13 protein-coding genes and 1 pseudogene are annotated in these 13963 nt (G+C 56.6%); 5 read left to right on the plus strand and 9 right to left on the minus strand.

Annotation, left to right across the window (positions count from 1 at the left end; translation table 11 throughout):
• Positions 1-186 precede the first annotated feature (186 nt).
• From tyrR to pspA, 7 genes are all read right to left on the minus strand, one after another.
• Positions 187-1761, minus strand: a complete 1575-nt coding sequence (tyrR, locus tag SB13_RS09935) for a transcriptional regulator TyrR (protein WP_026740207.1) — start codon at positions 1759-1761, stop codon at positions 187-189.
• 99 nt (positions 1762-1860) lie between these two features.
• Positions 1861-3102, minus strand: coding sequence for an MFS transporter (locus tag SB13_RS09940; RefSeq protein ID WP_026740208.1), 1242 nt, complete (start codon positions 3100-3102; stop codon positions 1861-1863).
• A 101-nt stretch (positions 3103-3203) separates the two neighbouring features.
• The gene (locus SB13_RS09945) at positions 3204-4244 is read right to left on the minus strand and encodes a YcjF family protein (protein WP_026740209.1); all 1041 of its coding nucleotides are present in this window, start codon (positions 4242-4244) and stop codon (positions 3204-3206) included.
• The gene (locus tag SB13_RS09950; protein WP_026740210.1) at positions 4241-5638 is read right to left on the minus strand and encodes a YcjX family GTP-binding protein; all 1398 of its coding nucleotides are present in this window, start codon (positions 5636-5638) and stop codon (positions 4241-4243) included. Before SB13_RS09950 ends, SB13_RS09945 begins: the two co-directional genes overlap by 4 nt.
• A gap of 156 nt (positions 5639-5794) precedes the next feature.
• Positions 5795-6151 carry an envelope stress response membrane protein PspC gene (pspC, locus tag SB13_RS09955; protein ID WP_036150289.1) on the minus strand — a complete coding sequence of 119 codons (357 nt, stop codon included), beginning with the start codon at positions 6149-6151 and terminating at the stop codon, positions 5795-5797.
• Positions 6151-6378 (minus strand): envelope stress response membrane protein PspB, encoded by a 228-nt coding sequence (gene pspB, locus SB13_RS09960; protein WP_026740212.1) that lies wholly within the window; start codon positions 6376-6378, stop codon positions 6151-6153. Before pspB ends, pspC begins: the two co-directional genes overlap by 1 nt.
• Before the next feature lie 64 nt (positions 6379-6442).
• Positions 6443-7108: a phage shock protein PspA gene (pspA, locus tag SB13_RS09965; protein ID WP_026740213.1), complete on the minus strand. Its 666-nt coding sequence runs from the start codon at positions 7106-7108 to the stop codon at positions 6443-6445.
• Positions 7109-7331: 223 nt separating this feature from the next.
• Here pspA and pspF point away from each other — a divergent pair, with 223 nt between their 5' ends.
• From pspF to SB13_RS09985, 5 genes and pseudogenes are all read left to right on the plus strand, one after another.
• On the plus strand, positions 7332-8321 hold the full coding sequence (pspF, locus tag SB13_RS09970) for a phage shock protein operon transcriptional activator (RefSeq protein ID WP_026740214.1): 990 nt from the start codon (positions 7332-7334) through the stop codon (positions 8319-8321).
• A 130-nt stretch (positions 8322-8451) separates the two neighbouring features.
• Positions 8452-10140 (plus strand): ABC transporter substrate-binding protein SapA, encoded by a 1689-nt coding sequence (sapA, locus tag SB13_RS09975; protein WP_026740215.1) that lies wholly within the window; start codon positions 8452-8454, stop codon positions 10138-10140.
• Complete coding sequence (gene sapB / locus SB13_RS09980) at positions 10137-11102, plus strand: putrescine export ABC transporter permease SapB (RefSeq protein ID WP_026740216.1); 966 nt, start codon at positions 10137-10139, stop codon at positions 11100-11102. Before sapA ends, sapB begins: the two co-directional genes overlap by 4 nt.
• Positions 11103-11308: 206 nt before the next feature.
• A pseudogene (locus SB13_RS18035) lies at positions 11309-11478 on the plus strand (LexA family protein); the annotation flags it as partial.
• Between the two features lie 120 nt (positions 11479-11598).
• Entirely contained in the window at positions 11599-12672 is a 1074-nt protein-coding gene (locus tag SB13_RS09985) for an AAA family ATPase (protein ID WP_026740217.1), read from the plus strand.
• A 134-nt stretch (positions 12673-12806) separates the two neighbouring features.
• Here SB13_RS09985 and SB13_RS09990 read toward each other — a convergent pair whose 3' ends face one another.
• Positions 12807-13241, minus strand: a complete 435-nt coding sequence (locus SB13_RS09990; protein ID WP_036150293.1) for a tail fiber assembly protein — start codon at positions 13239-13241, stop codon at positions 12807-12809.
• Positions 13242-13259: 18 nt separating this feature from the next.
• Positions 13260-13961: a gp53-like domain-containing protein gene (locus SB13_RS09995; protein ID WP_026740219.1), complete on the minus strand. Its 702-nt coding sequence runs from the start codon at positions 13959-13961 to the stop codon at positions 13260-13262.
• Positions 13962-13963: the final 2 nt, after the last annotated feature.

Consider the following 13963-nt stretch of genomic DNA (forward strand, 5'->3'; position numbering starts at 1 on the left):
TGCGTGGGGAAGAGACGCACAGTCTCTGCCCGCCGACCTCTCACAGACCCAAAAGAGTGATGGATTCAGGTCGCCGCGCACCCGACGGGGAGCGCGGTCCTGGTTAATGCCGATGAGGGGGGCGGACGACACATCACGGAAAAGAAAAGCGGCGAACCGTCAGGACGAGCCGCCAAATCGCAACCTTTAGGAGGATGACTCTTCGTCACCCGGCGCTTTACGTGCGCTCAGACCATACTCGCGCAGCTTGTTGGCGATAGCCGTGTGGGATACGCCCAGCCGTTTAGCCAGCTTGCGCGTGCTGGGATAGCTCTGGTAAAGGCGAGTCAGAACGGAGCGTTCGAACCGTTTGGTGATGTCATCCAGTGAGCCTTCCAGCAGCGTTTCGCTGTGCGCCAGCGCAGAGGAGAACGCGGGTAAGTCGATATCCTGCAGAGTCAGCTCGTCGCCGTCCAACTGGGTCAGCGCCCGGTAAATGATATTTTTCAGCTGCCGCACGTTGCCCGGCCAGCCATATTGGGGCAGAAGTTGTCGCACTTCAGGCGCGATGCGCGGATGGCGCATCCCCTGTTCGTCCGCAAAACGTGCGACGAACAGCTCGACCAGCGGCATGACGTCTTCCGGACACGCCCGCAAAGGCGGGAGCTCCAGCGTCAACACGTTCAGGCGGTAATAAAGATCTTCCCGAAACTGGCCGCGCTGCACCAGTTCCAGCAGGTTCTTCTGCGTAGCGCAAATCACTCGCACGTCGACGTGCAGCTCGTGCTCTTCCCCCACCCGTCGGAACGTCCCATCGTTGAGAAAACGCAGCAGCTTGGTTTGCATTTGGGGCGACATTTCGCCGACCTCATCCAGCAGCACCGATCCGCCGTTCGCCTGTTCAAAAAAGCCTTTTTTGCCCTCCAGCGCGTTCGGATAAGCGCCCGGCGCATGGCCGTAAAGCTCGCTTTCCATAACGTCATCCGGCAAAGCCGCGCAGTTCAGCGCCAGAAAGGGCTGAGCGGAGCGGTGGCTACGCAGATGACAGGCGCGTGCCAGCATGTCTTTACCGGTGCCGGTTTCGCCGACGATCAGCAACGGCGCATCCAACGGCGCCAGCTTACGCGCCCGCTCCATCACCTGACGCATCGTCGGACTGACGGCAACGACGGTGTCGAAAACTCGGTCATCGTTCGCGGACAAATTCTGTAGCTGATGCCCCATCCGCGCCGTGGATTTGAGCATGACCAGCGCACCTGAGGCGATTGAATCTCTGCTCTCGTCGTTCAGATAGACCGGCGTGACCTCCAGCAGGAAATCCCGGCCGCGGACCACGACGCGCTCCGTTTCGGATTTTGCGCCCTGCTCCAGCCAGCGGTTGAAGGCGTAGCGGCCAATTAACTGGTTGATGTTCAACTGAGGGACTTTATCCGCCGTCTGCCCGAATAGTGTCAGCGCCGCCGCGTTCATCATTTCGACGCGACCTTTCAGATCGACGGAAAAAACGGCCTCGGGCATGGATTCCAGCAGCGCTTTCAACGCGCGATGCTCGCGTTCGGAAGGCATAAAAGAAACGGTGCGGACATCGCTGACGCCCTGCGTACGCCGGATGTCCGCCATCAGCGCCTGAAAATCTTCGACGCGCAGCGAATCAACGTGGAGATAAATTCGTCCGGCGGCGGCAATTTCTATACCGCGCAGATCGATGTTGCGCAGCACCAGCAGATCCAACAGTTCGCGGGTCAGACCCATACGGTCTTTACAAAAAACTTCCAGACGCATCAACATACCTTCTTCATCAGGCGCGCGGGGGGACGAAAACCGAATGATACCCTATTCGCCGTCGTCGGATGAAGTAGGGTGTCAGCAAAAGTTGACACTCTACTCTGGCCTGGCCTTTTCTGGCGGCGACGCATCGCGCCGCTTCATCAGACCGATAGCCACCCCCATCGCCAGCATCAGGAGAGAGAGTGCGGACAGCAGCAGGAAGCTGATCGCCCAGTTGCCGCACAGCGTATGAAGCCCGCCAGTCACCAGCGGTCCGACCGACGCCAGAGAATACCCCACGCCCTGCACAGCCGAGGAGAAACGGCGGTTCTCATCCAAATCGCGGGCGTTATCCATGATCAGCATGAAAATAGCGGTAAAGCCGCCGCCCTGCGCGATGCCGCTGGCCAACGACCAAAGCGGCCATTGATGCGGCCAGTAATACATCCCCGCCGGCGTCATCATCCAGAATACGCCGACAATCGCCAGCAATACTGCCCGCGGCACGCGCCACAGCGAGGCCACCATCGGTACGCCGAACGAGCCGATTAGCGCCGTAATTTGGAAGACCGAGGCGATAAGACCCGCCTCCGCAAGGCTCATTCCCGCTTCCTGCGTCAAGTAGGCGGGCAACCAGGCGGTCATGCCGTAGTAGATGAAAAGGTGAACGGTAAAGGCCGTCACCAGATACCACAGAATTGGCTGACGCCAGAACGTGAGCGACGGCAGCGGCGACAGGCTAATTTGCACCTTGAGCGGGACAGGGCCGCCGCTCTCCGGCTGACGCACGCCGCGTTTGCGCTGAATCACGCGTCCCCAGACCGCCAGCGCCGCTATCGCCAGCACGCACCAGATCCCCAGCGCCACCCGCCAGCCAAACAGCAGCGCCAGCGGCGCGGTCAACGCGGAGGTCAACATGGTGCCGACATTAATGGCCGCCGTGTAAAGTCCAGTGGCCATATTGCGCCGCTGATGGAAGTCCCTGGCAATCACCATCAGGCAGACGATATTGCCGACGGTCAGTGACGCGCCGATCGTCAACGTCCCCACCAACGCCATCGTGACGCCGCCCATGGGTCGCAGCAGCGTCCCCACCGTCGCGCCAATCAGGGACACCATGATCGCCTTCTCAATGCCGATGCGGGAGATCAGTAGCGAGGCCAACGGCGTAAGCAGGCCGAAGCACAGCACGGGGATCGTGGTCAGCAGCCCCGCGAGGGTCACATTGATGTGGAGATCGGCGCGAATTTGGTCGATAACCGGCGCAATCGCGGTCAGGGGGCTGCGCAGATTGAGCGCGAGGGCAAGCAAAGCGAAAAGGATCAGAAGCGGCAACCGCAGTCGGTTATTACGCATAGTGGCATCACATGAAAAGGCGAACGGCCTGGTGTCATCGTGAATGCAATATACGCTTTTCCCTTCCTGCGATCACCGTAGGCGGCTCGGGGTCAGGCGAATTATTTTTTGTCGGCGAGCGTGGATTTCAGCTGGCCGACCAGCTCGCGGCGGAAATCCCCCAGGCGCGGCTTATCGTCCAGCCACGGCAACGGGCGACACAGCTCCATCGCTTTGATGCCGAGACGCGCGGTCAGAAGCCCGGCCCCCAATCCCTGAGCGACGCGCGCGGACAGTCGGGCCGCGAGATCCTGCGACATCCAATCCATTCCGATTTCACGCACCAGCTCGGATGCGCCGGCGAAAGCGACATTGAGCAGCACCAGACGAAACAGGCGAATGCGGCTGAAATAGCCCAGTTCAATGCCGTACAGCGCGGCGATCCGATTGACCAGCCGCAGGTTGCGCCAGGCAATGAAAGTCATATCCACCAATGCCAGCGGACTCACGGCGACCATCAGGGCGGATTCGGCTGCATATCGGCTGATTTCGCGCCGCGCCTGCACGTCCAGCACCGGCTGCACCAGTTCCGCGTACAGCGCCACCACTTCCCGGTCGTTGTGGGTTTCATGCAGCGAGGCGAGCCATCGCTGCATCGCCGGGTGTCCGTGGTCCAGTCCGGCCTGCCGCGCCAGTTGTTCGCAAAATTCACGCCCCGCGCCCATCCCGTGGCTGTGCAACAGCTCAGCGGCGCGGTCGCGCGCCTCCGCCCGTTGGCGCAGGCGATATAGCCGACGCCACTCCATCGCCAACGAGCCGACACCCGCGCCGACAATCAGCGTTCCGGCGGCGATACCGCCGAGAGAAATCCAGTCCTGATTCAGCCACGCATGGTGAAGCGACTGTATGCCCTGCGCGACGGCGCTGGCGCCAAACAGCGCGACGCCAGCCATCGCCATGCGCCGCCATAGGCTGCGGCGTGGACGCAACGCGCCGCTCACGGCGGCTTCCGCCACGCCCTCTTCCTGCTCGTTTTCCGTCAGCGTGGGCGTGAATTGATGAGCGTTCTCCTCGTCGAAAGTCACGTTGGGGCGCAGCGTTGGCGGCAAGTCCATTGGCGGCGCCTCTTCGAACCTCATTCGTGGTTTCAGCGGTTCACTCATCGCAATTTGTCCCCCAGTAAATAGTCCATCACCGTATCCAGGCGAATGTGCGGCAGCGGCGTATCAATGCTCATTTCCGGCGGTCGAAAGGCATCGAAATGAAACCCTTGTTCGCGCCAGAACGCCGGTCCCGGAAGACGTGACGGCNCTTCGCCGGGATAGACCGTCAGCGGCTCCCCATCGCTGAGCCGATGGCCCTTCAGCGCGGGAATTTTCTGCCCTTGGTGGTCGACCAGACCACTCTGCGTCGCCTGCACCGAGGCGATACCGGCGCACTCCATGCTAATGCCTTCGAAGGCCGCGTTTTGCCACGCATCCTGTACCAGCTGCTGCAACAGCGACACAAGGTTCGCATGCTGATCGGTGGTGATGTGATCCGCCTTGGTCGCGGCGAACATCAGCTTGTCGATACAGGGAGAGAACAGACGGCGAAACAGCGTCCGTTTGCCGTAATGAAAACTCTGCATCAGCTGCGTCAGCGCCAGGCGCATATCGTTGAAAGCCTGCACGCCGCTGTTCAACGGCTGCAGGCAGTCCACCAGCACAATCTGACGGTCAAAGCGCACGAAGTGCTGCTTATAAAACCCTTTCACCACGTGCTGGCAGTAGTAATCGAAACGCTGACGCAGCATGCCGATATTGGTTGACGCGTCAGCCTGCGCCAGCGCGGACGCCTGCCCGTCGCGGCTCTGCGGCCAGGGGAAAAATTGCAGTACCGGCGCGCCCGCCAGATCGCCGGGCAGCACCAGTCGGCCCGGCTGAATAAAGTGCAGGCCTTCCCGTTTGCAGCGCAACAGATAATCCGTGTAGGCCTGAGCTACCGCCGCCAGTTGGTTTTCATCCGCAGGCGCCAATGGATCCAGCTGTTCGCACAGCGACAGCCAGGGCTGCGCCCACGTGCGCCGTTCGCCCTGAAGCAGTCCGCTCATCTGATGGGACCAGTCTAAATAACGTTGCTCCAGCATCGGCAGGNCCAGCAGCCACTCCCCCGGATAGTCGACGATTTCCAAATACAGCGTGGAGTTATCCTTGAAATGCCGCAGCAGCGAGTCATTGGAGCGGTAGCGCAGCGCCAGTCTAATCTCGCTGACGCCGCGCGTCGGCGTCGGCCAGTCGGGCGGCTCGCCGTACAGCGCGGCCATGCCTTCGTCGTAGGCGAAGCGCGGTACGCCCAAATCACGCTGCGGGATGCGTCGCGCACCCAGCAAACGATTTTCGCGCACGGGCGAGAACAGCGGCAGACGCGCGCCGTTATGCACCGACAACAGTTGATTGACCAGCGCCGTGATGAACGCGGTTTTTCCGCTGCGGCTCAGGCCGGTGACGGCCAGACGCAGATGACGATCGACGCCGCGATTCACCAGCGCGCCGATGTCTTGCTGCAGTCGATTCAGGGGATTTGCCATGACGCTCCTTTCCCTGTGTGTCGTTTCTGAGGGTGATAATAGGTAAACGCTATTATGGTGCCCGACGGCAAAATGCGAAAGCGCACGTGTCGGAGTCATAGACAGGCCACGGCGTCAGCGCAGGCTTGACCGTGGCAGATAGGATTACATCTGGCGGAACTGACTGCGCACGCCGTACGTTTCTGAGGTGATGTACCGTTCGATATCACGCAGGCGGCGCTCGCTTTCCATCAGCTGCGCGTCCGCCTGATCCAACAGTTGGTTGGGAGAAGCCTCCGGCGTCCCGTAGGCGGCCGGCGGCGCCGGCTCCAGAATAAAGCTCAGCACGATATACGCCACCACGGTAAAGAAGAACAGGCCAAAGAAGATCGACAGCACGGCAATCAGGCGGATCAGCTTCACCGGCACGTCGAAATAGTGGGCCAGTCCGGCGCAAACGCCTTTGATCATGCCCGCTTCCGGCATCAGATACAGCTTTTTAGAATTCCGGTTCAGTCTCATCAGGATTGTCTCCAGTTCGGATGTTTCGCATCCAGAATCTCTTCCAGCGTTTCAATACGGTCGCGCATACGCTGCGCGTCTTGCGTCAATGTGTGCAGCCGCTGCATATCCGCCGTCCCCAACTGAGCACGGTTGTTTCGCTGACTGTAATGCAGCCAAAGCCAGAGCGGAGCGACGAATAGCAGAAAAATGGTCAGCGGTATCATCGTCAGAACCAGGGCGCCCATTTTCTCTCCTTAATAATCATGATGCGTATCTCAGGCTGCCGCCGACGGCGACAGCCCGTAGCGGTTACTCCGCAGGTTTTACTTTAGCTTTTAACGCCGCCAGCTGCGCGTCGATTTCATCGTTCGCTTTCAGCTCGGTAAACTGCTGGTCCAGCGTTTTCTGCTTGCCCAAACCGACGCTTTCGCCTTCGGCTTCGATTGAGTCGATCCGGCGTTCGAACTGCTCGAAACGCGCCAGCGCCTCATCCAGCTTACCGCTATCCAACTGACGACGGATATCGCGCGAAGAGCTGGCGGCCTGATGACGCAGCGTCAAAGCTTTCTGGCGTGCGCGGGTTTCGGTCAGTTTATTTTCCAGCTCGCCGATTTCACGCTTCATGCGCTCCAGCGTTTCATCGACGTTCTCGGCTTCCTGCTCCAGCACGGCGATGAGATCGGTCAGCTTTTGCTTCTCAATCAGGGCGGCGCGGGCCAGATCTTCTTTATCTTTACGCAGCGCCAGCTCCGCTTTTTCCTGCCATTCGGTCTGTTGGGCGTGAGCTTGAGTGATGCGGCGCGCCAGCTGTTTTTTCTCCGCCAGCGCTCGCGCTGAGGTGGAACGCACCTCGACCAGCGTGTCTTCCATTTCCTGAATCATGAGCCGAACCAGCTTCTGGGGATCTTCCGCCTTGTCCAGCAAGGAGGTGATGTTGGCGTTAACGATGTCGGCGAAACGAGAAAAAATACCCATAGTGTTATCCTCTTAATAATTTCCGGCGTCTTAGTACGCCCATTGGATCCGCCCCGGCGTATCGGGTCACGTTCTCTTCGTCAGGTATTTCAATATCCGTGCCAATGTCGCAAACAAAAATAGTTAACTGAATTTAAAAGCATTATTATTTTTTACGGGATTACGCACGACTGCTATGCTGGTTAAATTCGCTAACAGTTAGTCAATATGACAAGGTGATTTTGTGGCCTACGAACAAGACTCGCTGCTGGGGGAAGCCAACAGCTTCCTCGAAATGCTGGAACAGGTTTCCCAGCTCGCGCAGCTCAGTAAACCGGTATTGGTGATCGGCGAGCGCGGTACCGGCAAAGAGCTGATCGCCAGCCGCCTGCACTACCTGTCTCCCCGCTGGCAAGGGCCGTTCATTTCACTTAACTGCGCCGCCTTAAATGAAAACCTGCTGGACTCGGAGCTGTTCGGCCATGAAGCCGGCGCATTCACCGGCGCGCAAAAGCGTCATCTTGGCCGTTTCGAACGCGCCGACGGCGGCACGCTGTTTTTGGATGAACTGGCGACCGCGCCGATGTTGGTGCAGGAAAAACTGCTGCGCGTCATCGAATACGGCGTGCTGGAACGCGTGGGCGGCGGACAATCTTTGCAGGTCGACGTGCGTTTGGTGTGCGCCACCAACGACGATCTGCCCGCGCTGGCGGCGCAGGGGAAATTTCGCGCCGACCTGCTGGACCGCCTGGCGTTCGACGTGGTGCAGCTTCCGCCGCTGCGCCAGCGTCAGCAGGACATCATGCTGCTGGCGGAGCATTTTGCCGTTCAGATGTGCCGGGAGCTGGGACTTCCGCTTTTCCCCGGTCTGACCGATCGCGCCCAACGCACACTGCTCGACTACAGCTGGCCCGGCAACGTACGCGAACTGAAAAATGTGGTGGAGCGCTCCGTTTATCGCCACGGCACCAGCAGTGAGCCGCTAGACCATATCATCATCAACCCGTTTCAACCGACCGCGCCTCTCTCGGTGCCGGACGCCGCGCCAGACACTTTGCCCGCGCTACCACTGGATATGCGGGGCTGGCTGAGCCAGCAGGAGCAGCAGCTGTTGCAGCAAGCGCTGGCTCAGTCACGCTTCAACCAGCGCAAGGCCGCCGAGCTGCTGGGGCTGAGCTACCATCAGCTGCGCGGGCTGCTGAAAAAACACGCCATCACGGTCAATGAGCTCTAAATCCCGACCTGCTGATGGAAAAGGCAAGCCCGCGCGATGGTGAAAAAGGCGACGGTTGGCGACAAGGAATTGGGACGAGACGCAGAGTGCGTTACACTCTGTCTATCGCATATTGCCTGAAAACTCCCGTATGTCTGGAAAATATACTCTTGCGCTAGCGTTGACCTGGTTAACAGGTTCCGCGCTGGCTGCACCGTTGCCGCCCACGCCAAGCCCGACGCCGCCGGAAGATATCCGCAGCAGCGGCTTCGTGTATTGCGTCAACGACGAACTGACGACGTTCAACCCGCAGATGGCGCGCAGCGGCGTGATGGTGGATACCCTCGCCGCACAGCTGTACGATCGCCTGCTCGGCGTGGACCCCTATACCTATCGACTGGTTCCCGAGCTGGCCCAGCGTTGGGAAGTGCTGGACAACGGCGCGACCTACCGCTTCACGCTGCGCCACGATGTCCCGTTTCAAAACACCGCATGGTTTGCGCCTACCCGCCCCATGAACGCGGACGACGTGCTGTTCAGCTTCGAGCGAATGCTGGATGAACATCACCCGTTCCACGACATCAACGGCGGCGAATACCCCTATTTCGACAGCCTGCAGTTTGCCGATACGGTGCAGAGTATTCGCAAAATCGGCGACTACGCCATCGAGATCCGTCTTAACAAACCGGACGCTTCGTTCCTATGGCACCTGGCGACACACTACGCGCCGATCCTGTCGGCTGAATATGCCAATCAGTTGCAAAAGCAGGATAAAAAGGAGCTGATCGACCGCCAGCCAGTCGGCACCGGCCCTTACATGCTGAACGAATATCGCTACGGACAGTTTGTGCGTCTGCGGCGCAATAACGACTACTGGCGCGGTCAGCCGCGCATGGAGCAGGTGGTGTTCGATCTCGGCGCGGGCGGCACCGGGCGGCTGTCTAAGCTGCTGACCGGCGAGTGCGATGTCTTGGCCTATCCGGCCGCCAGTCAGCTCAGCATCCTGCGTAACGACCCTCGCCTGCGTCTGTCGCTGCGTCCGGGCATGAACGTCGCCTATCTGGCGTTCAACGTGCGTAAGCCGCCGCTGGACGACCCGCGCGTCCGCCATGCGCTGGCGCTGGCGATCAATAACGACCGCCTGATGCAGTCGATTTATTACGGCACGGCGGAAACCGCCGCCTCCATTTTGCCTCGCGCGTCATGGGCCTATAACAGCGAGGCGCAGATCACTGCGTACAATCCGGAGAAGTCCCGTCGGATGCTTCAGGAGCTGGGGGTGAATCAGTTGCACCTTCAGCTGTGGGTGCCTAGCACATCACAGTCTTACAACCCCAGTCCGGTGAAAACCGCGGAACTGATTCAGGCCGATCTGGCCCAGGTGGGCGTTGAAGTGACGCTAATACCAGTCGAGGGCCGCTTTCAGGAAGCGCGCCTGATGGAAATGAACCATGACCTGACCCTCGCGGGCTGGGCCACGGACAGCAACGATCCGGACAGCGTGTTCCGCCCCTTGCTCAGCTGCGCCGCGATCCGGTCACAAACCAACTATGCCCACTGGTGCGATAGCGGATTTGATCAGGTGTTGCAGGACGCGCTTTCATCGCAACAGCTCTCTAGGCGCATCGATTACTACCAGCAGGCGCACCAGATTCTGGCGGATCAGCTGCCGGTGCTGCCGCTGGCCTCCTCGCTACGCATGCAGGCCTATCGTTATGATATGAAAGGATTGGTGCTCAGTCCCTTCGGCAATACCTCTTTCGCCGGGGTCTACCGCGAAAGCGATACGCCGCAGTCTGCACCGCCGGTACCGCCGCCGATGGAAGGAGTCGCGCCGTGATTATCTATGCCTTGCGCCGCCTGTTATTGCTGGTGGTGACGCTATTTTTGCTGACGCTGGTCGGCTTTAGCCTGCTCTATTTCACGCCCCACGCCCCGCTGCGCGGCGTGGCGCTGTTTGACGCCTACCGCTTTTATATCGTCGGACTGTTCCAGTGGAACTTCGGGCTGTCCAGCATCAACGGACAACCGGTCAGCGAACAGCTGAAAGAGGTGCTGCCCGCCACGATAGAGCTGTGCGTGCTGGCCTTTTCGCTCGCGCTGGTCATCGGTATCGTGCTGGGGATCACCGCAGGCATCCTGCAAAACAAAACGCAGGACAAGATTTTGAGCGGGCTGGCGCTGCTGGGATTCTCGCTGCCGGTCTACTGGCTGGCGTTATTGATGACGCTGTTCTTTTCGCTGCATCTGGGCTGGCTGCCGGTCTCCGGCCGCTTTGACTTGCTCTATCAGGTGCCGCGCGTCACCGGATTTTCGTTAATAGACGCCTGGCTGGCGAAGTCTCCCTACCGGGACGAGATGATGATGAGCGCCGTCCGCCACCTGATTCTGCCGGTGTCGGTGCTGTCCGTCGCCCCGACGACGGAAGTGTTCCGATTGATGCGGATCAGCACCACCGAAATTATCAGCAAAAGTTACATCAAGGCGGCCTACACGCGGGGACTGTCGCGCACCACCATCATTCGCCGCCATTTGTTGCACAACGCATTGCCGCCCATCATTCCCAAGCTGGGACTGCAGTTTTCCGCCATGCTGACGCTGGCGATGATTACCGAAGTGGTGTTTAGCTGGCCGGGCGCGGGACGCTGGCTGGTCAACGCCATTCGTCAACAGGACTACGCCGCGATTTCGGGGGGCGTCATGGTGATCGGTATGATGGTTTCCTCTATCGGCGTGCTGTCGGATATTTGGGGGGCGATGACTAACCCGTTGAAACACAAGGAGTGGTATGCTCTCCGATAGGGCTTTAGTTTGTTTAAAAAAATCATTAAATATCAGTGCATTAATAAAAAATTGATATTTACACCTCTAATTAAACACACGTTTATGTACACATTGTATTTAATGTTTTTGTTGCTATGAATTCGCGAATCTTTAATGATCACGAAAGCATGATTAAGACGCGGATTTGACTTGGCAAGATGGTTAGTGGGTGACTAAGATCTAATTTGGTCGTCGCCAAGATATCAAACGTCAACGAAGTCATGTTTGAGAAGCTGGCGACGAAGGTGGACAGCGTTATCTGAAGGGGCTAAACCCTAACTGGCCCATCATCACGATAAACGGTAACTGCAAAATCATCGGCGTGGCCGTCGAGTCGAAGATGCGGTTTGTTTAGGCATGTGTTCAAGAGTCGTTCGGGTAATGTCGTAAAGATTTTAATGATGCTATTAACGTGATACTTATATAAAATAAAGGGAATGTCATGACTAAAGAATTAAAGCAGGGAAATTTGTCAATGCCAAAATCGATTTGTTTTTTCAACCACAAAGGTGGCGTTAGCAAGACTACTACTGCTTTTAATATTGGCTGGGGCTTAGCTAGTGCCGGCAAGAAAGTTATGATGGTTGACCTTGATTCACAGTGCAATCTGACAGGTATGGTTTTAGGTTACACGNCCGTTAGTGAAAGCTTAGAAAATTTTTATAGCAGCCGATACAATTTAACAATGGAATCTATTGTTGATACGTTAATGAACGGATCCTCTGTAGAAGAGTTAGTCAATTCTAACTCGGCAGACCTCTTTGAATGTCAAAATGAAAATCTTTATCTGCTTCCTGGCCACCTTAGTGTTTCAATGCTTGATTCTCAGATTAGTGTTGCTCTTAAAATTGCTTCGGGTGTTCCCTTGACAAGAAACCTGCCGGGCAATCTGCCTAAGGTTATCAACATGATCGCTGAGAAAAATAAAATCGATTATATCATTTACGACTTAAGCCCAAGCGTTGGTGGGCTGAACGAAATAGCCTTAATGTCCAGTGATTATTTTATTGTTCCAGCAACTCCAGACTTTTTCTGCTGGCAGGCGATTAACTCCCTATCTGAAACCATAACTGCATGGCATGCAGAGTTGGACTTCTTCAAGAAGACTGCAAAATCAGGAACAGCAAACAATATTACTAATAAACCTAAATTTATTGGTGCTATCCACCAGAGATATCGCCCGCGAAATGGCATGCCTGTGAAATCTTTTGAACATTGGGTCAATGAGATTCATGGTGCTGTAAATAAAGTTTTAGCCCCTTCATTGCATCTTATTGGGTGTTCCGCATCAGAAGAGGAAATTCAACTATCTCTCAATGCTACAGATACATCGCATTTGAAGGCTTATGATTTAGCCCAGATTTCCGACTTCAATTCCTTAATTGCTATCAGCCAAAAATTGTCCAAGCCAGTTTTTGCGATTACAGATCACGACTTGAAGGAAGATGGTAAGGCTGGAAATGTTTTTGACACAATGAGCGACAACCGAGACCTTTTCTTCCAGCAATTTGAAAGGCTTTGCAGGCGCGTTCTAATGCTTACCGCATAATACAACCAACCCGGCCCCGCCGGGTTGGTTGTGCCTGCCGGTCACGCCAGCGCCCTATCTCAAGCTCACGGCCCAATTCGGGCACCGGGTTTTGACTCCTTGCACGATGCTAGCCACCGATCAAAAATTTAACCTCAGGAAGGTTTATCCGGCCACGTAATATCCGGAGCCAACGCTGTATCGATAGCCTGAACTTGCTGCGCATACTTCATCCATGAGATGAGAGTGTTTTTGTCTGAGTCAGAGATCATTCCAAGAGCAAGTTGAGTTTGCCAAATTTGGGTAGCGGTATTTACTTCTTGCAAGAGTTCCTTTTTCTTCTCAACCGCCGAAGAAACATACACCTCTTTCGTGGGTTCAGGAATGCCCACCCACTCGGGGCGCCCATTCACCCCGCCTAGCTTTTTACCTTCCGGAGCGTTTTGCTTCCAATAAGTAGACTTCTCTTCATCAGTGAGAAGTACTGCATCATCCGGCCAAGTCTCATCCGAATAACTCCCGTCGTCTTTCCACGCTTGCGGGATAAAGCCATTGAGCGTTTCTGAATAGAAAACACCATCTTCGATCATGTGAATTACCTCGTTATTTTAAAAGCCGATGGCTAACCAGTTCCAAGTTGTGCCAGGGTCTGCTGCTGCACCAGTAGCTTTCGCTGAATACAGGTTGAAATAGGTTTTATTGGGCGCTCCAGCCGCGCCGAATGCGATAGGGGTGTTGTTTCCCGCGTTACTTACCATTACGGAAAGACATGCTGTAGAAAATGACACGGGAAGTGCCACAGCCATACTGCTACCCTGCGAGACACTTGCCGTTCCCCATTGAATAATTAACCCTCCAGAAACATCGGGGATCCGGATGTAGTCATTGCTTAGAAAATTGCGCTTATTAAATAAGCTCATGACTGCTTCTACAGTAGGAAGGAGACTGCTGCTTTTCCCCTCGGCCATCTGGCCGCTAGTGGCAACACCTAATCTGGCAGCCCCTCCCAAACCTAAATTAGAGTGTGCGGCGTTGACTGCGTCACTTCCCCTCTGAGAAATTTCAGAAAAATTATTTTTGGGCTGTAAAAACAACGATTGCAGGGCCGCTAATAGTTGGCTCCGATTACCTTTGTTTAAAGAAACCCCGGCGGCCTCAATGACAGCACAGATTTCTTCCTGTACGGCATCAAAATAATCATCGTCCAGCTCTGTCGCCAATGTGCCTGTTTGCGGATTGCCGCGGGTAAATCCATTTTTTCCCGCGCCAAACTTATCGACCTGCGCGGTGCTGGTATCAATTCGATGCATAA

The sequence above is a fragment of the Lonsdalea quercina subsp. quercina genome, from assembly GCF_000688695.1.
GTDB classification, from domain to species: domain Bacteria; phylum Pseudomonadota; class Gammaproteobacteria; order Enterobacterales; family Enterobacteriaceae; genus Lonsdalea; species Lonsdalea quercina_D.